The 22,858-nt window shown below is 36.7% G+C and carries 25 protein-coding genes and 1 riboswitch; of the genes, 14 read left to right on the top strand and 11 right to left on the bottom strand.

Translation table 11 applies throughout. The features are described 5' to 3' along the window. The first annotated feature begins 32 nt into the window (after window positions 1-32). Entirely contained in the window at window positions 33-239 is a 207-nt protein-coding gene (locus J3U23_RS05735) for a hypothetical protein (RefSeq protein WP_065562640.1), read from the top strand. 1 nt (window position 240) lies between these two features. After that, window positions 241-669, top strand: coding sequence for an EamA family transporter (locus tag J3U23_RS05730; RefSeq protein WP_065562639.1), 429 nt, complete (start codon window positions 241-243; stop codon window positions 667-669). Here the strand turns inward: J3U23_RS05730 and moeA are convergent. The 3 genes from moeA to rsmI all read right to left on the bottom strand — a co-directional run bounded on the left by moeA (window position 661) and on the right by rsmI (window position 4,083). Beyond that, the gene (gene moeA / locus J3U23_RS05725) at window positions 661-1,887 is read right to left on the bottom strand and encodes a molybdopterin molybdotransferase MoeA (RefSeq protein ID WP_267338758.1); all 1,227 of its coding nucleotides are present in this window, start codon (window positions 1,885-1,887) and stop codon (window positions 661-663) included. The two genes, J3U23_RS05730 and moeA, sit on opposite strands and share 9 nt — an antisense overlap. Window positions 1,888-2,005: 118 nt before the next feature. Beyond that, the gene (gene ychF, locus J3U23_RS05720) at window positions 2,006-3,097 is read right to left on the bottom strand and encodes a redox-regulated ATPase YchF (RefSeq protein WP_065562637.1); all 1,092 of its coding nucleotides are present in this window, start codon (window positions 3,095-3,097) and stop codon (window positions 2,006-2,008) included. A 158-nt stretch (window positions 3,098-3,255) separates the two neighbouring features. Then, window positions 3,256-4,083, bottom strand: coding sequence for a 16S rRNA (cytidine(1402)-2'-O)-methyltransferase (rsmI, locus tag J3U23_RS05715; protein ID WP_267330722.1), 828 nt, complete (start codon window positions 4,081-4,083; stop codon window positions 3,256-3,258). 365 nt (window positions 4,084-4,448) lie between these two features. Between rsmI and nlpD the strand changes: the two genes are divergently transcribed. From nlpD to J3U23_RS05685, 6 genes are all read left to right on the top strand, one after another. Beyond that, complete coding sequence (nlpD, locus tag J3U23_RS05710; protein WP_255305724.1) at window positions 4,449-5,468, top strand: murein hydrolase activator NlpD; 1,020 nt, start codon at window positions 4,449-4,451, stop codon at window positions 5,466-5,468. 112 nt (window positions 5,469-5,580) lie between these two features. Then, window positions 5,581-6,333 (top strand): 2,3-diphosphoglycerate-dependent phosphoglycerate mutase, encoded by a 753-nt coding sequence (gpmA, locus tag J3U23_RS05705; RefSeq protein WP_065562634.1) that lies wholly within the window; start codon window positions 5,581-5,583, stop codon window positions 6,331-6,333. 89 nt (window positions 6,334-6,422) lie between these two features. Then, the gene (locus J3U23_RS05700) at window positions 6,423-6,998 is read left to right on the top strand and encodes a thymidine kinase (RefSeq protein WP_065733958.1); all 576 of its coding nucleotides are present in this window, start codon (window positions 6,423-6,425) and stop codon (window positions 6,996-6,998) included. 59 nt (window positions 6,999-7,057) lie between these two features. Further along, on the top strand, window positions 7,058-8,266 hold the full coding sequence (locus tag J3U23_RS05695) for an aldose 1-epimerase family protein (RefSeq protein ID WP_267338757.1): 1,209 nt from the start codon (window positions 7,058-7,060) through the stop codon (window positions 8,264-8,266). 129 nt (window positions 8,267-8,395) lie between these two features. Next, the gene (locus tag J3U23_RS05690) at window positions 8,396-8,983 is read left to right on the top strand and encodes a UbiX family flavin prenyltransferase (protein WP_267338756.1); all 588 of its coding nucleotides are present in this window, start codon (window positions 8,396-8,398) and stop codon (window positions 8,981-8,983) included. Between the two features lie 4 nt (window positions 8,984-8,987). Further along, window positions 8,988-9,416 (top strand): pyridoxamine 5'-phosphate oxidase family protein, encoded by a 429-nt coding sequence (locus tag J3U23_RS05685; protein ID WP_267338755.1) that lies wholly within the window; start codon window positions 8,988-8,990, stop codon window positions 9,414-9,416. A gap of 62 nt (window positions 9,417-9,478) precedes the next feature. Here J3U23_RS05685 and J3U23_RS05680 read toward each other — a convergent pair whose 3' ends face one another. The 3 genes from J3U23_RS05680 to pdxS form a co-directional block, all read right to left on the bottom strand. Next, window positions 9,479-9,880, bottom strand: coding sequence for a GFA family protein (locus J3U23_RS05680; RefSeq protein WP_267338754.1), 402 nt, complete (start codon window positions 9,878-9,880; stop codon window positions 9,479-9,481). 176 nt (window positions 9,881-10,056) lie between these two features. Next, complete coding sequence (gene pdxT / locus J3U23_RS05675) at window positions 10,057-10,638, bottom strand: pyridoxal 5'-phosphate synthase glutaminase subunit PdxT (RefSeq protein ID WP_267338753.1); 582 nt, start codon at window positions 10,636-10,638, stop codon at window positions 10,057-10,059. After that, on the bottom strand, window positions 10,638-11,522 hold the full coding sequence (gene pdxS, locus J3U23_RS05670) for a pyridoxal 5'-phosphate synthase lyase subunit PdxS (RefSeq protein ID WP_176713947.1): 885 nt from the start codon (window positions 11,520-11,522) through the stop codon (window positions 10,638-10,640). Before pdxS ends, pdxT begins: the two co-directional genes overlap by 1 nt. Window positions 11,523-11,631: 109 nt before the next feature. Between pdxS and J3U23_RS05665 the strand changes: the two genes are divergently transcribed. From J3U23_RS05665 to tenA, 5 genes are all read left to right on the top strand, one after another. After that, the gene (locus J3U23_RS05665; protein WP_065562627.1) at window positions 11,632-13,035 is read left to right on the top strand and encodes a PLP-dependent aminotransferase family protein; all 1,404 of its coding nucleotides are present in this window, start codon (window positions 11,632-11,634) and stop codon (window positions 13,033-13,035) included. A 398-nt stretch (window positions 13,036-13,433) separates the two neighbouring features. Then, window positions 13,434-13,697, top strand: a complete 264-nt coding sequence (locus J3U23_RS05660) for a SemiSWEET family transporter (protein ID WP_081299490.1) — start codon at window positions 13,434-13,436, stop codon at window positions 13,695-13,697. Window positions 13,698-14,099: 402 nt separating this feature from the next. Beyond that, entirely contained in the window at window positions 14,100-14,333 is a 234-nt protein-coding gene (locus J3U23_RS05655; protein WP_065562626.1) for a hypothetical protein, read from the top strand. A 135-nt stretch (window positions 14,334-14,468) separates the two neighbouring features. Next, window positions 14,469-14,873 (top strand): DUF1161 domain-containing protein, encoded by a 405-nt coding sequence (locus tag J3U23_RS05650; RefSeq protein WP_065562625.1) that lies wholly within the window; start codon window positions 14,469-14,471, stop codon window positions 14,871-14,873. Window positions 14,874-14,909: 36 nt separating this feature from the next. Next, window positions 14,910-14,998: riboswitch (TPP riboswitch) on the top strand. A 51-nt stretch (window positions 14,999-15,049) separates the two neighbouring features. Then, on the top strand, window positions 15,050-15,694 hold the full coding sequence (gene tenA, locus J3U23_RS05645; RefSeq protein WP_267331571.1) for a thiaminase II: 645 nt from the start codon (window positions 15,050-15,052) through the stop codon (window positions 15,692-15,694). Between the two features lie 46 nt (window positions 15,695-15,740). On the opposite strand, the gene asnA is transcribed toward tenA, so the two are convergent. Together asnA and J3U23_RS05635 are read right to left on the bottom strand one after the other, a co-directional pair. Next, the gene (asnA, locus tag J3U23_RS05640; RefSeq protein ID WP_065562623.1) at window positions 15,741-16,733 is read right to left on the bottom strand and encodes an aspartate--ammonia ligase; all 993 of its coding nucleotides are present in this window, start codon (window positions 16,731-16,733) and stop codon (window positions 15,741-15,743) included. Between the two features lie 242 nt (window positions 16,734-16,975). Then, window positions 16,976-17,389: a hypothetical protein gene (locus J3U23_RS05635; RefSeq protein WP_065733967.1), complete on the bottom strand. Its 414-nt coding sequence runs from the start codon at window positions 17,387-17,389 to the stop codon at window positions 16,976-16,978. A gap of 1,161 nt (window positions 17,390-18,550) precedes the next feature. Between J3U23_RS05635 and J3U23_RS05630 the strand changes: the two genes are divergently transcribed. After that, window positions 18,551-19,864 (top strand): hypothetical protein, encoded by a 1,314-nt coding sequence (locus J3U23_RS05630; RefSeq protein WP_267338751.1) that lies wholly within the window; start codon window positions 18,551-18,553, stop codon window positions 19,862-19,864. Window positions 19,865-20,080: 216 nt separating this feature from the next. Here the strand turns inward: J3U23_RS05630 and allD are convergent, their stop codons facing one another. Genes allD through allE form a run of 3 tightly spaced genes read right to left on the bottom strand, consistent with a single transcriptional unit; the run spans window position 20,081 to window position 22,850 of the window. Further along, window positions 20,081-21,130 carry an ureidoglycolate dehydrogenase gene (gene allD / locus J3U23_RS05625; protein WP_065562620.1) on the bottom strand — a complete coding sequence of 350 codons (1,050 nt, stop codon included), beginning with the start codon at window positions 21,128-21,130 and terminating at the stop codon, window positions 20,081-20,083. A 23-nt stretch (window positions 21,131-21,153) separates the two neighbouring features. Further along, window positions 21,154-22,050 (bottom strand): carbamate kinase, encoded by an 897-nt coding sequence (locus tag J3U23_RS05620; RefSeq protein ID WP_267338750.1) that lies wholly within the window; start codon window positions 22,048-22,050, stop codon window positions 21,154-21,156. Window positions 22,051-22,070: 20 nt separating this feature from the next. Beyond that, window positions 22,071-22,850 carry a (S)-ureidoglycine aminohydrolase gene (allE, locus tag J3U23_RS05615; protein ID WP_267338749.1) on the bottom strand — a complete coding sequence of 260 codons (780 nt, stop codon included), beginning with the start codon at window positions 22,848-22,850 and terminating at the stop codon, window positions 22,071-22,073. Window positions 22,851-22,858: the final 8 nt, after the last annotated feature.

Raw genomic sequence — 22,858 nt, 5'->3', positions numbered from 1 at the left:
ATAAGATAACGAAATATTTGCGAGGGGATATGATGAAACCAGTAATTATCGCACTAACTTGCCTGACACTAAGTTTAAGTTTAACAGCTTGTGGTGGTAAAAATGATGAAGGCAAACAGTACCATTGGTCAAAAGCTCACGGTGTGCTTGAAGATTGCCGAGGAGTGATGAATAAATCAGAACAATGCCAAAAGAATTCAAACAATCAACAGTATTTATTCCAGATAGATAGGTATTAATATGAGCGCTTGGCTTGTTTATGCTTTGCTATCTGCAATTACCGCTGCCTGTGTTGCAATTTTAGGTAAAATTGGTTTACAACACCTTGATGCCAATACTGCAACCGCAATACGGGCTATTGTTATGGCGATTTTTTTAGTTGGCGTGGTTGCCGTGCAAGGAAAGCTAAATCTAATTAACACGTTCTTTAACGATAAGAAAGCATTACTTATTATCGCATTGAGTGGAGTTGCTGGGGCATTATCTTGGTTATTCTACTTCATGGCAATCAAAGAAGGTAAAGTCTCGCAAGTTGCCCCGATTGATAAACTTAGCGTTGTTTTTGCCGTAATTTTTGCTGTTATTATCTTTGGCGAAAAAATTTCATTTCTTTCTGCCATTGGTGTAGCCATGATTGCTGCAGGTGCTGTTTTAGTTGCGCTATTTTAATAAATTATTAAACAGCTCAACTGTCACATATTCACCTTTAGCAACATTGCCTCTTTCTTGCTCAAGGATGATAAAGCAGTTGGCATGATTAAACGACTGAGTTAGATGTGAGCCTTGTTGACCCGTTGAAGCAACTTCTAACTCACCTTCAGAATTAACTTGCAACACACCGCGTTGAAAATCTAATCGGCCAACACTTTTTTTAAGATTCGTTGCTGCTTTCACTTTAAATGACAGATTGTTAGAGGTTAAATGCTCTCCTGACAGTGCTAAAATCAAAGGCTGAACTAACTGATAGAAAGTGACCAATGTCGAAACAGGATTGCCGGGTAATCCACAAAACAACGCATCACCTATCTTTCCAAACGCAAACGGCTTACCGGGTTTTATAGCAATTTTCCAGAAATTAATTTTACCCAGTGCTTCTAAAGCTGTTTTTGTATAATCTGCATCACCAACAGAAACCCCACCGCTGGTAATCACTAAATCAGCAAGTTTAGACGCTGTTTCAAGTGATTGCTTAATTCGGTTCGGATCATCGGCAATAATACCTAAATCGATAATTTGGCAATTTAATTTAGATAATAATAATTTTAGCGTAAATCGATTACTATCATAAATTGCACTTTTGTTTGTTAGCGGGTCACCAATATCGGTTAATTCATTTCCGGTTGAAAAGATAGCGACTTTTATTTTTTTATATACGACTAATTCAGTTATACCAAGCGTGGCTAAACTTGATAGTGTTGGAATGGTTAAACGTGTACCTTTAGTCACCACCACCGAATCTTGTTTAACATCTTCGCCGATACAACGAATATTGCTACCTAATTTAATCTCGAATAAAAAATTAATACCTGACTCTGTTTGCTCTGTCTCTTCTTGCATCACCACAGCATCAGCTTGTTCAGGAACAGGCGCGCCAGTCATAATGCGTAAGCAACTCCCTGAAGGCCAATTCAGATTTGAAATATCATCTCCAGCAAAAATAGTACCGGCTAAAGGTAATAATTTCGATTGATTGATATCAGCTAACCTTACCGCATAACCATCCATAGCCGAATTGTTAAAACTTGGTACATTAATTGGAGAAATAACCGGTTCGGCAGTAACACAATCTAAGGCGTCAAATAATGCAACTTTTTCACTTGAAAGTTGATTGTATAATGATGATGCTTCAAGTATATTTTTTTTAGCTTGCTCAAAGGTTAATAACATAAATGAAGCTCCTTATAATTGATTATCCATTCAGGGAAGAGTGATATTGGCGAGTTATTAATTTTACAAAATTGAAATAAATAGGGTGCGGTATTAAACTGCACCCATTAAAACTTGATTATACATTAAATAAGAAATTCATAATATCGCCATCTTGCACGACATAATCTTTTCCTTCTGAACGCATTTTTCCTGCTTCTTTAGCACCTTGTTCACCACCATATTTTATAAAATCATCAAAGGCAATGGTTTGTGCACGGATAAATCCTTTTTCAAAATCGGTGTGAATTTTCCCCGCAGCTTGAGGTGCAGTATCACCAACCGAGATAGTCCAAGCACGAACTTCCTTAACGCCAGCAGTAAAATAAGTTTGTAAGTTAAGTAAACTATAACCCGCGCGGATAACTCTATTTAGACCCGGTTCGGTTAAACCAAGATCTTGCATAAATTCATCACGATCAGCATCATCAAGCTCAGCAAGTTCTGCCTCAATCGCTGCACAAACTGGTACTACGACTGCTTTTTCTTGTTCAGCGATGGCTTTCACTTTATCTAAAAACGGATTGTTTTCAAAACCATCTTCATTGACATTCGCGATGTACATAGTTGGTTTTAACGTTAAGAAACTAAGATATTTAATCGCATCTAGTTCTTCTTTACTTAAATCTAAAAGTAATAATTTTTTACCTTGTTCAAGGTGAGGAAGGCACTTTTCAAGAATCTCAAGTTCATATTTAGCGTCTTTATCACCACCTTTAGCTCGTTTTTGTAAACGGGTAATAGCGCGTTCACAGGCTTCAAGATCGGCTAACGCAAGTTCTGTGTTAATAATTTCGATATCTTCAGCTGGATCGATTTTACCTGCAACATGAACAATGTTTTCGTTTTCAAAACAACGAACAACATGGCCAATGGCTTCGGTTTCACGAATATTAGCTAAGAATTGGTTACCAAGTCCTTCACCTTTAGATGCACCTTTTACTAAACCTGCGATATCAACAAATTCCATGGTCGTTGGTAATGTTCGTTGCGGCTTAACAATTTCCGCTAATTGATCTAAACGCGGATCGGGCATTGGCACTACGCCTGTATTAGGTTCGATAGTACAAAACGGAAAGTTAGCCGCTTCAATCCCAGCTTTAGTTAGTGCATTAAAAAGCGTTGATTTACCCACATTTGGTAGACCGACAATTCCACATTTAAATCCCATATTGTTTATTACCTTGTGTTATAAAAATCTTAAACATTGATTATATACTAAATTGCACTAATTGTGCTAATGCTGATGATATAAGAAGATCGAAATCAACACTTAAAACGATACTCTGCTTAATCTCAAAATAGTTTTATTAACAGTATGATTGTTAGCTAATTTTGAAAGGTTAATCCGAGCTGATATAATTGATTTTTTTTCAGTCCATAAATTTCAGCAGTAATCGCAGCGGCTTTTTTTAAAGGTAGCTCATTTAATAACAGTTTTAGTGTATTAATTGCTTTCGCATCAATCACATCATCCGTTTTACTCACACCTTCGGCAATTAAAACGAATTCGCCTTTTTGTCGGTTACTATCTTCTTCTAACCATTCAATCAGATCTTTTATGGAAAAATGGACGATGGTTTCCCATGTTTTGGTCAGCTCTTTAGCTAACACAATCTGTCTATCGCTTCCCCAAATGGTTTGCATATCATGCAAGGTATCTAAAAGTCGATGGGTTGATTCGTAAAAAATCATAGTTCGTGGTTCATCAATTAACGTAGTAAGATAATCTTGTCGTGCTTTTGTTTTAGCCGGTAAAAATCCCTCATAACTAAATCTATCCGAAGGTAATCCAGCCACTGAGAGTGCCGCAATGGCCGCACATGCACCAGGGATGGGTACTACATTAATATTATTTTCACGGCAAGCTTTCACTAAATGATAACCGGGGTCATTAATTAATGGTGTGCCTGCATCAGATATTAACGCTATTGATAATCCTGATTTAAGTTTTTCAATTAATAGTTGTGATTTTTCTTGCTCATTATGATCATGTAAGGCGAACAATTTGGCTTTAATCCCCAAATGTTGCAAAAGCAGTCCACTATGACGGGTATCTTCAGCCGCAATTAAGTCAACTTGCTTAAGTGTATTAATCGCGCGAAGGGTAATATCATCTAAATTACCAATAGGTGTTGCTACAATATATAAAGTCATTATTTTGGGATCACTGTAAATTTTTAAGTCTTAAATATACTATACCAAATTTAATGTACATACTCCTAGTGCCGAAAAAAGTCTTAATCAATGAAACATAGACGGATAATAGGGCATTTATTAAACCAAATTTTAGCAATCATTTTATACTGGTGACAGATTTCATCTAAAAATCGCCTAAATAACTTACAATAAGCAACATAAACTGTAAAATTTGCCGAATTTACAGTTTTTAAGCAATAAAAATGCTATTTTAGCTGTGATTTTATTGATTTAGCTTGCTGGTAATTAATATAATAGCTTTTTGTTATAAAAACGATAAAATGTTCGTATTAAAACTATATATATAAATGAAAGGTGTTATTGTGAAAAAAATTCTCACATTAAGTTGTTTAAGTTTGATGATTTCTGCTTGTACGCAGACAAATCCAGCTGATATCGAAGATATATCTGATTCATCGAGATCTTCTACCTCCTCGGTTTACACAAAACCGCCTGAAATTATTTCCAAAGGTAATCGAGCGCCATCATCTACATCAACTTATACACCATCGGCGCCAGCATCTCGTAATTCGACTAGCGGTTCAACTAGTCAAGGTGTTGTGACATCAAATGAACGTATTGTCTATAATCGTGATTATAATGATATTCCAAAAGGTGGCTATCAAGGTGATACTTACACCGTCAAACGAGGCGATACACTGTTTTATATCGCTTGGGTAACCGGTAATGATTATCGAGCATTAGCTGCTAAAAATAATATCAAAGAACCTTTTGCTGTAAGTGTAGGTCAAGTGCTTGATGTTAGCGGTGGCACAACGATCGTTGAAACTAAAAAAACCACATCAACGAATACTCCTGCTCAGACTAGTTCAACAAAACCAGTTGTAACAACAGTAACTACTACAACAACTACTACATCTGGTACTAATAAACCAACCAATACAGTTGAAACTACTGAAACTGTAACTGAACCGGCTTCAACCACATCGCCATCGCCATCTAGCTCAACATCGAATGTTGCCAATATTACATGGCAATGGCCAGCACAAGGTAAGATCATTGAAAAATTCTCTAATGCCACTAAAGGTATAGATATTGCTGGTTCATTAGGCGCTAAAGTCGTTGCAGCAGCAGATGGTCGAGTGGTTTATTCTGGTAATGCATTACCAGGTTATGGTAACTTAATCATTGTAAAACACAATGATGACTATTTAACGGCATATGCGCATAACCAAACTATTTTGGTTAAAGAACAACAAAATGTTCGAGCTGGTGAACAAATAGCGACAATGGGCGCAACGGGAACTTCATCAGTACGACTACACTTTGAAATTCGTTATAAAGCGCAATCAGTCGATCCATTAAAATACTTATCTAAATAATAAGTGTTTAAAAAGATTAAAACGTTAAAAATGCACTTAATCAAACGTGCATTTTTAACGAAAGTCCAATTCATTTAACCATTTTATTTTACGTAACTAAGGAGTTATATTCATGGCAGTAAAAAAATTAGTTCTTATTCGTCACGGAGAAAGCGTTTGGAATCAAGAAAACCGTTTTTGTGGTTGGACTGATGTTGATTTATCTGACAAAGGTAACAAAGAAGCTGCTGAAGCAGGTAAATTACTAAAACAAGAAGGCTTTACATTTGACTATGCATATACTTCAGTTTTAAAACGTGCTATTCATACATTATGGCACATCCTTGATGAAGTTGATCAAGCATGGTTACCGGTTGAAAAGAACTGGAAATTAAACGAACGTCATTATGGTGCGTTACAAGGTTTAAATAAAGCAGAAACTGCTGCTAAATATGGTGATGATCAAGTTAAATTATGGCGTCGTGGTTTTGCTATCACTCCTCCTGCACTTGAAAAATCAGATGAGCGCTTCCCTGGTCACGATTCACGATACAGCAAATTACCAGAATCAGAATTACCATTAACTGAAAGCTTAGCATTAACAATTAAACGTGTACTTCCTTACTGGGAATCAACTATTGCACCACGTGTTGCAAAAGGTGAACGTGTTATTATTGCAGCTCACGGTAACTCTCTTCGTGCTCTAGTTAAGCATTTAGACAATATCAGTGATGATGACATTATCGATGTTAACATTCCAACTGGCGTACCATTAGTTTATGAATTTGATGACAACATGAAAGTTGTTAAACATTACTACTTAGGTAATGCTGATGAAATCGCAGCTAAACAAGCAGCGGTAGCAAACCAAGGTAAAGCCAAATAAATTTATTCATTAAAAAGGTAAGTCGAGAGACTTACCTTTTATTTTTAGTGTTACTGATAATTACTATCTAACTTTTTGAGACGCAAATTTTGTCTAAAATTTACTATATTTATGGCGTAATGAACGCCGGAAAATCCACAGAATTACTACAAATAGATCATAACTATTTAAGTAATAATATGCAGACATTATTACTTAAATCATCGGTCGATACTCGCGACTCCGCAGTTGAGATTGTATCTCGACTTGGATTACGTAAAAAAGCATTACAACTTGATGATAATACTGTTGATGGTATTATTGAACAGATCAAACAAAATAACTATGCGTGTATTTTGATTGATGAAAGTCAATTTTTATCGTCCAATACCATATGGAAGTTGTCAGACGTATGTGATGAGTTTGGTGTTCCGATGATGTTTTTTGGATTAAAGACCGATTATATGGGACATTTGTTTGAAGGTTCGAAAACATTATTAGAAATTGCTGATAATTATAGAGAACTTAAAACCGTATGCTGGTGCGGTAAAAAAGCGACAATGATTCTGTTAGAAGGTGAAAACGGACAAATCGTTAAATTTGGTAATTCAATTCATCTTGGTGATAGTGAATACCATTCAGTTTGTCGAAAACACTGGAAAGCAGGGCAGGTTAGACCCAATTAACGCATATCCTTGCTCATGATGGATATATATTTTAATTATAATTATAAGGAATTAATCTCATGAAAATTAGAAATCTTACGTTAGCTGTCGCGCTTGGAGTAATCTCCTATTCTGCCAATGCTACACATTATATTATTACTGACACCGACATTCAAGTTAGAAAAGGTGGCTGGTATCTAACAAATGTCGAACATGCAAAGGGTGCACCAACTTTTAGTATGCAAAATAGTGTACTTAAAGGTGGGCTTCAAGAAGATGTTGAAGTCTTAACTCTTATAAGTGATGGACTGACTATTAAATTAAGCCCAACTCGTGGTCTAGGTATCCTTTCAGTTGAAGGTGATGGAGTGCGCTTAGGTTGGGATTCCCCGGTTGAAGAAATCGTTCATCCTAATAATATCAACTTAGAAAGCCGTGGTGGTAATGGTTGGTTAGATGGTTTTAATGAAATGATGGTTCGTTGTGGTTTTGAATGGACAGGTCATGCAGTACAAGCTGATGGAATGATGTATACCCTTCATGGACGTGCGCAAAATACACCTGTTTCAAAACTGTTTGTTGATATTGAAGACGAAGCACCATACACCATTACCGTTAGTGGTCTTATCAAAGAAAAAGCTTTCAAAAAGAGCAATTTAGAAACTTGGGTTAGAATTTCTCATGTACCAGGAACTAAAGAATTTACTGTTCACGATACTGTGACTAACCAAGGTGATTACCCGCGTGATTATCAAATTATCTATCACAGCAATTTTGGTACACCAATCCTTGAAGAAGGGGCAAAATTTGTTGCACCTGTCAAAGAAGTTTCACCATTCAATGATTATGCAGCTACCGGCCTTAAAAATTGGCAAACCTATTTAGGACCAACAAAAAACTTTGACGAAATGGTTTATAACATCTTCCCTTATGCGGATTCAAAAAATCAAACTCAAGTAATGTTGGCTAACAAAGCAGGTGATAAAGGGGTTGGTATTTCATTTAATACTAAACAGTTACCAGTGCTTACATTATGGAAAAATACCGATACACTTAAACAAGGTTATGTGACTGGTATTGAGCCTGGTACGAGCTTTGCCTATCCTGTTACTATTGAACGCGAACAAAAACGTGTTCCACAATTAGAACCAGGTAAAAGCGCTGACTTTAAGCTAACATATAGCTTATTATCAAATAAAGAAGCTGTAAAAACTTATGGTGACAAAATTAAAACCATCCAAGGTAAACAAACTACAAAAGTAGTTGAACAACCAATGGCTAAAGAATAAGTTATATCAAATTCCACCGCTAACAAAAAGGTTAGCGGTGACTTTCACTCCGCGATTAAACAAATTCCCATACCTAAACGCACTAATCTAAGTTAAAATAAATTCAGAAATTTAACTGTAGGAATCAATATGAGAAGAATGATAGTTGGTATAAGTGGCGCAACAGGCTTTGCTTATGGTATAAAAGCTTTAGAACTCCTAAAACCAATGGACATTCAAACCCATCTTGTCATATCAAAAGCGGCCAAAATAACCGGTAATTACGAACATTCTAAATCCCAGTTAGCACAATTAGAATCTTTAGCCGATATGGTCTATTCGGTTGACAATATTGGCGCTGCCATTGCTAGTGGGTCATATAAAACAATGGGCATGTTAGTTGCACCTTGCTCGATGCGAACACTGGCAGCAATAGCTCATGGTCTATCTGATAATTTATTAACACGCGCTGCTGATGTCGTTTTAAAAGAGCGTCGTCGCTTAGTGTTAATAACACGAGAAGCCCCATTACATCTAGGACATATTAAAAATATGGAAGCGGTGACATTAATGGGGGGAATTATTTTTCCACCTGTTCCTGCGTTATATCAACATATTGAAAGTGTCGATGATATTATCACTCATAGTGTTGCCAGAGCGCTTGATCTGTTTGATATTGATGTACCTAGTTTACCGCGCTGGGGTGAGGATATGAGTCTTAATCAAAAATCTGAATAAAATAATGAAATCATCTGACCATAAAATCGTGCAATTTATTAAACAGCAACATGTGTTAAGTCTAAGCGTGATATTAGCCGGCCCATGGGCATGTAATGCATTTTATGTATTTGATGAAGTCAATTGGTGTTTATATTTCTTATCAGAATTGAAAACCCAACACGCACAAGCGATGCTAAAAAATCCTAATGTTGCTGGCACGATTAGCATTAGTCCAAAATCGGTTGCTAAAATACAAGGGATACAATTTACAGGCAATGCTCAATTGCTTGCTGAAAATCAAGCAAGTCATGCTTATAAACTTTATTATCATGCCTTTCCTTTTGCCAGAGTGATGAAAGCACCGATTTGGTCTATTCAATTGCAACAAATCAAGATGACAAATAACCTAATGGGTTTTGCGCATAAAACCCATTGGCAACGTAATGGATAGCTTTAAAAGCAGACTTAGCTTTCGAAAATAAACATCATCCAGCGAATGATATTAACATCGAATTATTTTGGGGGGATTCCTTCTTCGAATTCAGGATAACCATCACAAATAATATCCCAATTCGCTTTTGAACCGGTATAAATATGAATACGTTTTTCCGCATTAATTGGTTCATTAATTAGGCCAATACGTAATCGATAACTATGATTATCATTATCACGACTAGAAAAAAGGTGTGAACCACATTGACCACAAAAATGGCGATTAACGCCTGAGCATGAAAAAATTTTTATCTTTTCTTCGCCCTTAATAAAAGTTAAATCTTCCTTGTTAATGGCTGTTGCAGCATTAAAAGCCGAACCAGTTTGTTTGCGACAACGCGAGCAATGACAATACACAATTGTTTTAATCTCATTATTTAGTTGATAGACAACCTCGCCACATAAACAACTTCCTGTCATCATAATTTATTTACCTTTTTTATTTATCATTTGTTAACACATTATAAAGACAGATAAAAATAAGTTACAAGTAATTTAAAAAATAGATAAAAAAAGTTGAGGAGCGGGGTTTTTGAGGAAAAAAAGCACCAATAATTAGTGCCTATAATCGAATATCTTTTTATATAAGAGAAAAACAGTCAGCATTTTTCAATAAAATAGCGCATTATGCGGTTATCGGTCGTTAGTTCGGCATGGAATGAGCAGACTAAAATATTATCTTGCTCTGCCATTACGCAATGATTATCAATAAAAGCAAGTTGTGTGACTTGCTTGCCCGCCCTAGCAATATAGGGCGCTCGGATAAAAACAGCTGGAACTTGCTGGCCAATAGGTGCAATATCTAACATCGTCTCAAAGCTAGCAATTTGCCGACCAAATCCATTACGTTCAACCACAATATCCATCAAACCCAGTTGTTCAACTTCGCTATGGCTTGTTTCATTACCGCAAAGCACCAAACCCGCGCAGGTACCAAAAATCCCTTTACCTTGCTTGGCAAACTCTTGGATTGGTTCAAATAAGCCATTTTGCCGAATTAAACGACTTATTGCAGTTGATTCACCACCCGGAATAATTAAACCATCAACTTGACGCAATTCCTCGGCCTTTTTTACTGCAATTGGGATGACTAAATCAATAGTTGCAAGCATATTTAAATGTTCAGTCACTGCGCCTTGTAAATTAAGCACACCAATGGTTTTATTTGCTTTTGAGCTCATTACCAACCTCGCTCCTGCATTCTTTCAGATTCGCTTAATTTGCTGATTTCTATACCTTTCATCGCTTCACCTAATCCTTTTGAAAGTTCAGCTAATCTTGGATAATCGTCAAAATAAGTTGTTGCTTGAACGATTGCTTTAGCGAATTTTTCCGGATTTTGCGATTTAAAAATACCTGAACCAACAAACACACCATCGGCACCAAGTTGCATCATCAATGCAGCATCAGCAGGCGTAGCAATGCCACCAGCAGCAAAATTAACAACCGGTAGTTTACCCAGTTGTTTGATTTGTAATATCAACTCATAAGGTGCACCAATCTCTTTAGCAAATGTCATCAACTCATCTTTTGATTTACCAACAACTAAACGAATTTGTTCATTTACTCGGCGCATATGCCTTACTGCTTCTACAATATTACCTGTTCCTGGTTCACCTTTGGTGCGTAGCATCGAAGCACCTTCACCAATTCGACGCAGTGCTTCGCCTAAGTCACGACAACCACAAACAAAAGGTACGGTAAATTCATCTTTCAATAAATGATATTGTTCATCCGCTGGTGTCAGCACTTCGCTTTCATCAATATAATCTACGCCCATGGACTCCAAAATGCGTGCCTCAACGATATGACCGATTCGCGCTTTTGCCATAACAGGTATGGTAACTGCTTTCATCACTTCTTCAACGATTGTTGGATCAGCCATTCGTGCTACGCCTCCAGCAGCGCGTATATCAGAGGGAACACGTTCTAAAGCCATTACAGCCACTGCACCTGCTTGCTCAGCAATTTTTGCTTGTTCGGCATTAACTACATCCATAATCACACCGCCTTTTTGCATCTGTGCCATGCCACGTTTTACTGTTTGTGTACCTGTTTTCATGATTGCTCCTAATTAAATAAAGTATTATTCAAAATAAAATTGCTTCAATAAACAGCCAATTGGACTATAATTAACCCATCCAATTATGCATAAATCAAAAAACTGATAGACGATGTGGAATAAACAAAAATTAGCGGCTTTTGACGGAGCACTATTTAAAAAAGTGATCCAGTTGATTGAAAACTACATTGAACAAGGGGTATTAATAGCGGGTGAGAGATTACCATCAGAGCGAGAGTTGGCTAAAAATCTGCACGTTAACCGCTCAACTATTGTCCATGCGCTAGATATCTTAACTGAACGTAATGTATTGGTTCGTAAGCAGGGTAGTGGAACCTTCATTAATGATCAAAAATGGGGGCTTCAAGCTTACTCCACCATTAACTGGCGACTGCCAGCCCATTTCTATCAAAATCGCAAAAGTGTATATCAACAAAAAGTATTTCAGACTCGTCAGCAAATGGCGAACATCTGTGATTTGGCTAATGGTGATTTACCAACTCATATGATGCCCAAATTAATGTTACCCAATATCACCTCTCATGAAATGGTTGCTTATGAAAAGCAAAGCGACATATTGCAATTGGGTCTACCTACACTCAAAGTGCAGATCGCCAATTATATGTTGAACCAATTTGGTATGATGGTTGATACCGATCAAATTTTAATAACCTCAGGAACGCAGCAATCCCTCTTTTTAATTACTCAAGGATTATTAAAACCTGGCGATGCAATAGGCATTGAATCACCTTCATATTTCTATTCATTACCACTATTTCAAGCAGCAGGCTTGCGGTTATATGGTATTGAGTGTGATGCTGAAGGGATAACCTTAGAGAGTTTACAAAAAGTCAGTTTAGAACGGCAAATTAAATGGTTATTTCTAAATCCAATATTTCAAAATCCAACGGGATGTGTGATGAGTAATCATCGAAAAAAACAGATATTGGCATTTTGTCGAAAGCAGTGTATTGGTATTGTTGAGGATGATGCTTATAGTGGGTTAGCTTTTGATCAAAAGAGTCATATCGACCCGATAAAAAAATATGATACCAGTAATCAAGTTATCTATTTAGGATCATTATCCAAATATATTGGTCGCAACATACGTATTGGTTGGATGATTGCACCGAAAGAAATTATCGAAAAACTAGCCAATATAAGGCATCACATTGACTCAGGATTAAGTATATTACCGCAACTTTTAGCTGAAGAATATTTGACTCATCACTACCAATCCCATCAAGAATGGTTACGCCAGCAATTAAAACAGAAGGCTAACCAACTAATAGATTGGCTTGATGACTATTTTAAAGGTGACATCAATTACCAGATACCCACAGGCGGTTTTCATCTATATGCCCATTTGCCCGTTAGCAGTCAGGCGCAGGAGTTGGCTATTTTAAATCAATTACTAGCAAAGCATATAATTGTTTCACAAGGCACTGACTTTGGGGATCGAGTTGGCGCTATACGTTTAAGTTATGGTCATTTTGCAAAAGATTTGATGAGATAAAGCGAACTAAGTTTTTATTGATTGTTCTAACAGGTATTTGGCGTTAATAAATAGATCATAACGGCCCAGACAAACAAGGTAGGGTTAATCGGTAAACTTCAAATCTCATTATTGGATTGAATCTCAGCTAAATAATCACAAAACTATCAAAAATCGCGGTTTTTATGCCTTATTAGCTACATTATATGATATAACAATTTGCGTTTGATATAAGGCATTCGTAGCAATAACATTTATTATTAAAAACCATATCCGATTACTTAAAATAGATTCACATAAAAAATCTTATCATTTTATTTACAAAATATTATCTGAAACCACGCTGCACCAATATTTAACTCACTTGTTATATATGTTAGATTATTTGCTCCTTTCATATATAAGCAGGTAGGCTGATTTTGAATCTTTCTCCAAAAGCTTTTCACTATTTGGGTGTTATCGCAACACTTGCATCATTAGGAATGTACGTATCGTATATCCCACAAATTATCGACAATCTTCATGGATTTAAAGCTAATCCAACTCAACCTTTAGCGGCAGCAATTAACTGCTCATTATGGGTCTGTTATGGCTTATTACGACAAAAAAAGGATTGGCCAATTGCAATAGCTAATTTTCCAGGAGTATTATTTGGTTTAACCGCGTTTATTACTGCTTTATAAATTCTTGTTTTAACTCCCTTATATTTTCTTTATACAGCATAATATATGCTGTATTTTTTTATAATCACAATTTTTGTGAAATAGGCTAGATAATTGTTACTCAAAAATTGAGAAATCAGAGAAGATTAAAAATTAACCTTGCATATAACTTATTAATTATTATATTGTTATGGAGTTATCAACAGGTTTGTTAAATACTTATCAAATAATAAAGTGAATAATTTAATCGATTAATCTAATTTATCGATTTACTATTGTTATCTAATAGTGATTAGACTATAGTAAAAGTCAGCCTATTTTTTAGGCTGGATTCATCTTCAAAATCTATCAGAATGTTATTTATACAAAGATTAACTAAATTTGATGATTAACAAATGAGTTTTATAAAATAAGGAAATCACCATGGCTGATATTAATCTTTCCGATGATTTGATAAAAGATTTTATCTACTCAATGTACCGTAAAGAGGTATTATTAAATTTAAAAGGTGTGGTTTTGACTGAAGAAGATCGCAAACAACTCCACGCAAAAAGAGACTTTGTAAATCAATTATCTGAAGCCGAACTATCCGATATTCGCTCATGGGTTCTAGATAAATTAAAATTACTTGAAAACCAACACCAAGAGCAGAATTAACTAAAAAATCTATACTAAGCTAGCTTTTTCAAATCTATTGATAAAATTTATTTGCAGCGTTATTCAAAACGATATGGACAGTTTAAACAATCGTTTTATAATGCATCAGTTACTCGATAATCTTAAGGAAAGATCATGAAAAAGTTAGCAGTAGTGTTATTATTAGGTCTCCCAGTTATTGCATCTGCGTCCAATTGTGACGAAATTAGTGCAAATATCGCCGAAAAAATTAAAAATAACGGTGTTAATGAAAATAGCTTCCAATTAAAACTTGTTCCTCAAGATGAACAAAATATTGAAGGTAAAATCGTAGGATCATGTGATCGAGGTAAACAAAGCATTGTTTATATTCGTACACCATCATCAAAATCAGTTAAAGATGAGCCTGAAACACCTGTTGAAATCACACCACAACCCGTCGAGTGCTACAGCCCTAGTAACGCTCCAGTTCAAACGCCAGCTTCGGCACCAGTAGAAAAAGTTCAAACTCCAGAGCCGACTTCTACAGAATCTCAGGAAACTGAACAAAAAGCAGAATAAACGGAAATTTAAGTAACCATTTTATAAATTTTATAATTTGTTTAACCGGGGTGCTATAGGCTGAGATTATACCCGTTGAACCTGATTCGGTTAATACCGACGAAGGGAGTTTAAAACACGTCTATTATAGAAATCTGTTTAACTCCTTATAGCGAATTTGTCAAAAAGGAGTCATTATGCCATCATTTAACTCACTGATTGAATCAAGCGAGTGGAAACACTATATTCAACATGATTTTGTTCAACAATTAGGAAAAGGCACATTAGACTTAACCTGTTTTCAATACTACCTGAAACAAGATTATCTTTTTTTAATCAACTTTTCCCGAGCTTGGGGACTTGCAGTATATAAAAGTCACGACATTGCTCAAATTCGTCAATCATTAGAGAGTTTAAAAATCATTGTTGAAGTTGAACTCGATCTGCATATTGAATATTGCAAAAAATGGCAGATATCTGAATATGAACTAAGCACATTAAAGGAAGCCAAAGCCAATAGCGATTATACACGTTATGTGCTTGATATAGGATTACACGGCGATATATTAGATATACACATAGCGATGGCGCCCTGTTTAATTGGGTATGGCATGATTGCCAATTGGATTCAAGGTTGGGACGAAAACAACCCATATCGCTCTTGGATTGAGATGTATGCTAGTAAGGAGTTTCAACAAGCAGTACAAAAAGAAATTGCTTGGATAGAAGGACAATTACTTAATATCAGTGAAAACCGATTTAAACAATTAAGCCAAATATTTAAGCAAGCGACGCAATTGGAAATAAATTTTTGGCAAATGGCATTGGATAAAAGTGACTAGTAAACAGCATGTTTTACCATTTTAGATAAAACATGCTGAGCATGAATTATAAAAGTTGTTGATAGTTTTGCTTGGTTACATCATCCCAAACACTTGCTTGGACTTGCCCAATATGATGTTGTTGTAAAAGCAACATAGTTAGTCGAGATTGTCCAATCCCTCCACCAATTGTCTGTAAAAAATCACCATTAGCTAATGCCTTATGCCAAGCATATTGCAGACGATCTTCATTATTGGTTAATTTTAATTGACGCTTTAACGTCTCAGGATCGACGCGAATACCCATTGACGAAATTTCAAAACCACTATTTAAAACTGGATTCCAAACTAAAATATCACCATTTAATCCTTTAGAACCCATCTCATTATCGCTACTCCAATCATCATAATCAGGGGCGCGCACATCGTGTTTTTCTTTATTTGACAAATCACCACCAATACCGATTAAAAATACTGCGCCTAACTCTTTAGTAATCGCGTTTTCGCGCTCTTTTGGTGACAAATTAGGATAACGTTTTAATAACTGCTCACTATCCATAAAAGTGATCGACTCTGGTAAAAAACAAGAAAGATGATATTTTTCTGAAACCACTTTTTCTGTAGCCTTAATAGCACTATAAATCTTCTCTACCGTCTGTTTTAAATAAGCTAGATTGCGATCTTCAGGACGAATCACTTTTTCCCAATCCCATTGATCGACATAAACAGAATGAATAGGGGAGAGCTTATCTTCATCAGGGCGAAGTGCTTTCATATTGGTATAAATACCTTCACCAACTGGAAAATTATGTTGGCTCAAGATTTTGCGTTTCCATTTAGCGAGTGAATGAACCACTTCAAATTGCGCATCAGGAATACTCTTAATATTAACCTGAACCGCCTTCTCAGTCCCAGATAAATTATCCTGAACACCATCACCAATTTGACTCAAAAGTGGGGCTTGAACTTCAATTAGTGATAAATTATTAGCTAATTGCTCAGCAAAAAATTGTTTAACAAAATTGATCCGTTGTTGCTGCTCTTTAAATGATATCGTCATGTCTCATCTCAAAAAGTGAATGGGTTAGTGACGATAAATTAAACTAGAAAACAGAAATATGCAAGTTAGAACATATACGGACTTTTTATAAAACGCTAAGCACTATAATTAAATTCACAGATTCCCGATGCGGGCAAGGACTACATCACACATTAAACGTAAAAAATGAAATTAAATTACCCAATAATACAATATATTAGGTAATTATGCTTCATCATATAGGTAAAAGATAATTGAGTTAATTATTGATTAAAATAGGTGGAAACAATATGGGTTAAATTTGGCTTTTGCCATTTTGCGATGAACACAAAATTAGGTACTATAAATGGATACCTTTTGTTTCCAGCCATAGTAAATTCAAATTTGCTGGTAATCCAGCCTTTCTTGAACTTGAAATTTGAAATTGACGTCATTGGGATTCGAATAACATCATTCGTTAAATCTGCACCGAGAGTTAAGCCAATTAAAATAATTTCATCGGAATTAAAATAAATAAGGTAGTGTTTAATATCAAAAGCGGCTGCGCCCTGAAAAAGTGCAAATCTCCAAAGTTTTGGGTGGATAGAACCATAAATTATTGATGAGCTATTAAAATCGGGTAATTCAAGTTTTTCAAATAAGGCTTTTATTTTTTCTAGTTTTAACCCATCATTCATGTTAATACTCCCTTGCGTTGAAAATTTACTCTTAATTAACACATTGTTTTTATTAAAAATCGAAGATTGTAAGAAGTTGAGGGGATTGATTATAAAACGAACAAAAACTAATTAAAATAGAAATGTAGTAAAAGATCATAACTATCATTTAGAAAAAATTCAGACTTACGAATGGATGAAATATGATCAAATAAGTTATTGCATAAAATCCTTTCGTAAAGGGAGAGGATATGTATTTAAAAATTAAATAGTCGAAGAAATCATAATAAGCGATTAAGCGGCTTAGCGACGTTTGAATTACCCGCGGGTTTATTTTTGAGGTTTCTATCGCAGAAAAAGTTGAGGAACGGGGGTTTTGGGGTTCTAAATTCTGCTTTTTAATGTTGCCTCAGATAAATAATTCCGCTCTAACTATGGTGCTTTTTAGAAACTTTTTTTCCGTCAAAAAAAGTTGAGGAGCGGGATTTGGGGGGGCTAAATTCTGCTTTGCAATGTTGTCTCAGATAAGTAATTCCGCTCTAACTATGGTGCTTTTTAGAAACTCTTTTTTCCGTCAAAAAAAGTTGAGGAGCGGGGTTTTTGAGGTTCTAAATTTCACTTAAAAATTATTAAATGATCAAAATTCTTGTTTTAAGCCCTAAAATAAAATTTTCAGGATCAATCGCTCTAATTATAAAGATTTGTAATGATGATATACTTAATTAAAACAATAGATAACCAATTATAACTTAGATCATTTTTAGATTAAATTTACAAAAGTTAACGTAAATGAGCGAAAAAAAGTGTTGCATCGTGTTTTTCCAATCACTATACTTTTTACACGGTTTTAGCTAATAGGCTAAAATTTGACAGAAAAGAATAAAATTGTAAATTAATCAAAAAATTACTTGACAGGGTAGTCTAAAATGTATTATAATTTTCAACAGGCAACAGGCAACATGGCCAACCTATCTTTTAAATTCGTCTAAGTCCAACACCCAGTTTAAATTTTTCACTAAAACTTATTTTTCCACGCAATCAAGTGAAATTCTGCGAAATTTCGCGCGATCGCTCCCGCGATCCTCTTCTCGATCTTTTTTCCGATCGTTTTCCGGATCCTCTTTCAGATCCTGTTTTCGATCCTTCGGCTTTTCCAAATTATCCCGGCAGATTGTTTTTTTCGTGGTTCTTTTTCTTCCTTTTTCGGGTCACGCATTGACATCACAGACAACTAGGAATGCGATACAGGGTAATGTGCCGTATTTGACTTTCGATGGTGGTCGTACTCGTGCAGTTGATACTAACGGTCTGCTTGGGATTACGCTATCTAACGGAACTAATTACACGCCTTCAACCAATACTTCATCTTCTTCAGCACCAATCTCCTTGCCGGTTGAGGGTCAGAGTTTTGCTGATATTCGTATGTTCGTCCCTACTGATATTAATTCAGTCGATTTAAGTACACTTATCGGTCCTCCTAATAATTATTGGGGTGATGATGATGGAGATTCTGGCGTTACTGCTACAGGTTCTTTAAGTTTATCTATCGTCGATAAAAACAATCAGTCTGTATCACGTAATTCCGTGTTAACAATTTGTAACGCACCTTATAGGATTAAGTTATCTAGTACTGACGGTACATTATCTACTCGTTATGGTTTTCCTAATCGTAGTACTTTCAGTGCTCGTAGTGAGACTTATTACGTCAATCCTCAGGCTTCGCCTGTGGTTTGTTTTGCCAGACCTAATTTGACTTACGGTGCATCTGGTTTTGCTGGTCCAGCTTCGATGTGGGACCCCTCTAATGGTTTTATCCCTCAGTCAACTGACCCGTCACTTTACGGTAGAAACTTTCCTACAACTGGTGCTAATGGATTGTACTTTGATTTACTCATTACCGGTAGTAGTCAGCCATTGTCTTGGTCTCCTGTTTCTCATGGAGGTATCACTGCTACTATGTCTAATCCTACTGCTACAAGCGTAGGTGTTACTTTAACTGGTCCTTACGCTACCCCATCCCAGCATAGTTCAACCACTCCTAGTCCTATTTCTACACCTACTTTGCCTCAGACCTTCGAGTTGGTCGGTCGTGATACTAATGGTACTCCAGTCGTCAAATATGGTTTTACTTTGAAGCAGTGGTTCGTCAACCGTGGTACTAACGCTTACACTTATCCTAATACCTTATCTTGGTGTAATAGTCTTGGTTATCGAATGCCTAGCGTAAGGGATTTAACCAACGCTGTTCGTACAGATGTAGTCGTACCTAGCGCCACCCCTTCCTCACCTAGTAATCATTTTATGCGTCATATAGATGCTGGTTTTTTCACTGAGTGGGGACGAGTGTATGATTATTCAGGCGTTGGCTTCAGCCTCGATTGGTACTGGACTAGTGACCCGAATGGTATTAGGCAGTTTCTCGTGAGCGCTTATAACGGTAACATGATTTGGAACCACACCTACAACAACTACTACGGCCTTTGCTCCCATCCTTAGTTTTTATTTCTTCGTCCTTAATCCTTAGGGCGGGGGCGGGGGTGATAAAAAATAGTATTAGGTGATTAAAAGTAAGCTAAGAGTCAACGTCGTTTAGCCATAAAAAAAGCGATTTTGTGGCTTAGCGATGTTTGAGTTACCCGCCTTGGCGGGTTTATTTTTGATGCGATTTTATCGCAAAAAAAGTTGAGGAGCGGGGTTTTTGAAACCTTGATATTATTCGGCAAATTTATTTTTATGATCATAACGATTGTAATGAATATCATCACTAATTAAATAATTATAGATATCATCAACTATCTCTATGCCATTTTTTAAGTAATCGGCTTCACGTTTTTTGCTTCTTTCGCCTGGAAAGAAGATTTCACTATTGCCTTTGGCTGGTTTGGTTTGTTTTAGTTGGTCAAGCATAGCTGACATGGTTTGTTTAAAGATTTCGAGTCCAACAAAGTATTGTGGGTTGATCACAATATGCAGATGACCAAGGTTGCGCCCTTGGGATAAATCCGCATACATTGATGAAACGTTTTTACCAAATGGTAAGCCAAGTAATATGCCTGAAAGTACATCGACCATCATCATTAGTCCATAACCTTTGGCATCGGCTATTGGTAGTAGAGCGTTTACTTTGTGGGGATCGGTTGTTGGTTCACCATGTTCATCAACCGCCCATGTTGGGGGAATGGAGGCGCCTTTTGATCTGGCGTATAAGACTTTTCCCCAAGCTTGGACAGTGGTTGCCATGTCAAATGAGACAATCCTTTCGTCGTTCGTTGGTGCTGCAAATGCGATTGGGTTGGTTCCAAAAAATTCTTCTGCGCCACCATAAGGAACCGCCATTGGGTCAGATTGGCACATGGATATGGCGACTAAGTTTTGTTTAGCTGCCATTTCGGTAAAGTAACAAAGCGAGCCACTATGTGACATTCGACGAATTCCGACTACAGCAACGCCATTTTTCTTCGCCATTTCTATGGCTTTGTCCATACCAACTTTAGCGGCAACTAATCCGCATCCGTTATCAAAATCTAATATTGCTGATGATGGACCGGTTTCTTTATAGGTGACATTGGGGGAGTGAGTCATGCCTCCTTTTGCTATGCGTTCAGCATAATATTCAACTCGTACGGCGCCATGCGAGTGGATGCCTCGTGCATCGGCAAATGCAAGCGTATCGGCAGCAATATCGGCGTGCTCTTGAGTTAATCCAGCTTTATGTAGTTTTTTGGCAATTAAGTTGTGTAGTGTTTGTCTGTCTAGTCTCATTTTATCACTCCTATCTATAGTCGCTATTTGGTGATGATAGTGCCTTTTGTTTGTGCTAATAGCGATTCGATATCTGTTAAGTTGCCAATATAGGCGGTATTGCCAGTTTGTTCGACAAATTCAATAACGGATTTGATTTTTGGTCCCATAGCACCATCATCGATTGCCATTGGTTGTATTCGTTTGGTATCAACCTTGCCTAGAGCGGTTTGCTCAGGTGTGCCCCAGTTTTCATATACGGCGTCAGTATCGGTTAATATCATTAAGTGGTCAGCCTTTAGTTCGATTGCCAGTTGGGCAGCGCTATGATCTTTGTCGATAACCGCCTCGATACCTTTATAACCCGATTTATCTTTTATTACGGGAATTCCGCCCCCACCATTGCAGATGACGATGGTATCTTGGTTAATTAGCTCTTTGATGGTATTAAGTTCGATAATTTTTTTCGGTTTTGGGGATGCAACAACGCGTCTTAGGTATTTGCCATCTTGTTTAAATTGCCAACCATATTGGGCTTGTAGTTTTTGTTGTTCTTCAGGTTGATATACCGGACCTATAAATTTGGTTGGATCTTTGAATGATGGGTCGTTGCTGTCTACTTCGACTTGTGTTAATACGCAGGTAACTTGGTTGACATATTGCTGTAAGCTTCGCTGTATCATATACCCTAACATGCCTTGTGTTTGAGCAACAAGGACATCAAGCGGGTAGGCGGGTACGCTTGGGTAGCTGGCATTTTGTAGAGCAAGTAATCCAACTTGTGGTCCATTGCCGTGAACAATAACAAGTCGATATTTATTGGCTAATTTGGCAATAAATTGGGTCGTGCTGTTGATGTTTTGGTATTGGTTGTCAATAGAGAGTAATTCATTTCGTTTTGAAATCGCATTACCACCTAATGCAATAACTATTAGTTCCATACGGTGTCCTTTATTTTTGTTTAGATGTCCACATCCCGATGACAATCTTTTGAGTAGATATAACTCAGTGGTTGTTGGCCAACAGCGTAACACGCTTGTAGCGCATAGGCTCCCATAAAGATGTAGTCGTCTTTTTTAACCGGTATCCACTGGTTATCAAGTAGGTACATACCTTCACCACTAAGTAAGTAGGCGCCGTGTTCTTGTACATGGGTTTCGATATAGCCATGACTTGCACCCGGTAGGAAGGTAAGAATATGGAAGTTCATATCAAAACCGAGTTCTTTGGGGAGAAGGTCTTGAATAAATACGTTATCCATATTTTCATAATTCATGAGCTCTAGTTGTTGAATATGATTGGCAATCACACGTGTTTGATAACCTGAAATAGGGTTGTAGCGACGTTTGTACAGAAATAAACGTGATGAAGCAGTCATATTTTGTAAATAGAGTTTAACCCCAGCGGGGCAGTAGATGTAGCCACCAGTTTGTAAACGGTGTGATTGGTCATTGGCTTTTGCGTTGACGTCACCTTCTATCACATAGGCAAATACTTCAATATCATCATCCCCAAATCCTTGCAAGTTTTGACCACCTTGGTGCATGGTGACAAGGTAATCGACAAAGGATGCCCCTAGTTTAGGTGTGGCTAAGATGGTGATGTCACAATTTTCAAAACCGGGAATGATATTTTTAACTAAGCCATCAGGCGGTATTAAGGCAAAATTATGACGTTTGATTATCGCGCGGGACGCTAATAGGTCTTTTGGATAGCCGATGTTGTTATTGATATATCCCATAATGATCT

It is taken from the genome of Gilliamella sp. B3367 (assembly GCF_026536825.1).
GTDB classification, from domain to species: Bacteria; Pseudomonadota; Gammaproteobacteria; order Enterobacterales; family Orbaceae; genus Gilliamella; species Gilliamella apicola_E.
This window is presented reverse-complemented; position numbering and strand designations above follow the sequence as displayed.

Excerpts from the sequence above, each read along its gene's own strand:
- J3U23_RS05735 (WP_065562640.1), top strand. The coding sequence starts at position 33 with ATGAAACCAGTAATTATCGCACTAACTTGCCTGACACTAAGTTTAAGT.
- J3U23_RS05730 (WP_065562639.1), top strand. The coding sequence starts at position 241 with ATGAGCGCTTGGCTTGTTTATGCTTTGCTATCTGCAATTACCGCTGCC.
- moeA (WP_267338758.1), bottom strand. The coding sequence starts at position 1,887 with ATGTTATTAACCTTTGAGCAAGCTAAAAAAAATATACTTGAAGCATCA.
- ychF (WP_065562637.1), bottom strand. The coding sequence starts at position 3,097 with ATGGGATTTAAATGTGGAATTGTCGGTCTACCAAATGTGGGTAAATCA.
- rsmI (WP_267330722.1), bottom strand. The coding sequence starts at position 4,083 with ATGACTTTATATATTGTAGCAACACCTATTGGTAATTTAGATGATATT.
- gpmA (WP_065562634.1), top strand. The coding sequence starts at position 5,581 with ATGGCAGTAAAAAAATTAGTTCTTATTCGTCACGGAGAAAGCGTTTGG.
- J3U23_RS05695 (WP_267338757.1), top strand. The coding sequence starts at position 7,058 with ATGAAAATTAGAAATCTTACGTTAGCTGTCGCGCTTGGAGTAATCTCC.
- J3U23_RS05690 (WP_267338756.1), top strand. The coding sequence starts at position 8,396 with ATGAGAAGAATGATAGTTGGTATAAGTGGCGCAACAGGCTTTGCTTAT.
- J3U23_RS05685 (WP_267338755.1), top strand. The coding sequence starts at position 8,988 with ATGAAATCATCTGACCATAAAATCGTGCAATTTATTAAACAGCAACAT.
- J3U23_RS05680 (WP_267338754.1), bottom strand. The coding sequence starts at position 9,880 with ATGATGACAGGAAGTTGTTTATGTGGCGAGGTTGTCTATCAACTAAAT.
- pdxT (WP_267338753.1), bottom strand. The coding sequence starts at position 10,638 with ATGAGCTCAAAAGCAAATAAAACCATTGGTGTGCTTAATTTACAAGGC.
- J3U23_RS05665 (WP_065562627.1), top strand. The coding sequence starts at position 11,632 with ATGTGGAATAAACAAAAATTAGCGGCTTTTGACGGAGCACTATTTAAA.
- J3U23_RS05655 (WP_065562626.1), top strand. The coding sequence starts at position 14,100 with ATGGCTGATATTAATCTTTCCGATGATTTGATAAAAGATTTTATCTAC.
- J3U23_RS05650 (WP_065562625.1), top strand. The coding sequence starts at position 14,469 with ATGAAAAAGTTAGCAGTAGTGTTATTATTAGGTCTCCCAGTTATTGCA.
- tenA (WP_267331571.1), top strand. The coding sequence starts at position 15,050 with ATGCCATCATTTAACTCACTGATTGAATCAAGCGAGTGGAAACACTAT.
- asnA (WP_065562623.1), bottom strand. The coding sequence starts at position 16,733 with ATGACGATATCATTTAAAGAGCAGCAACAACGGATCAATTTTGTTAAA.
- J3U23_RS05635 (WP_065733967.1), bottom strand. The coding sequence starts at position 17,389 with ATGAATGATGGGTTAAAACTAGAAAAAATAAAAGCCTTATTTGAAAAA.
- allD (WP_065562620.1), bottom strand. The coding sequence starts at position 21,130 with ATGAGACTAGACAGACAAACACTACACAACTTAATTGCCAAAAAACTA.
- J3U23_RS05620 (WP_267338750.1), bottom strand. The coding sequence starts at position 22,050 with ATGGAACTAATAGTTATTGCATTAGGTGGTAATGCGATTTCAAAACGA.
- allE (WP_267338749.1), bottom strand. The coding sequence starts at position 22,850 with ATGGGATATATCAATAACAACATCGGCTATCCAAAAGACCTATTAGCG.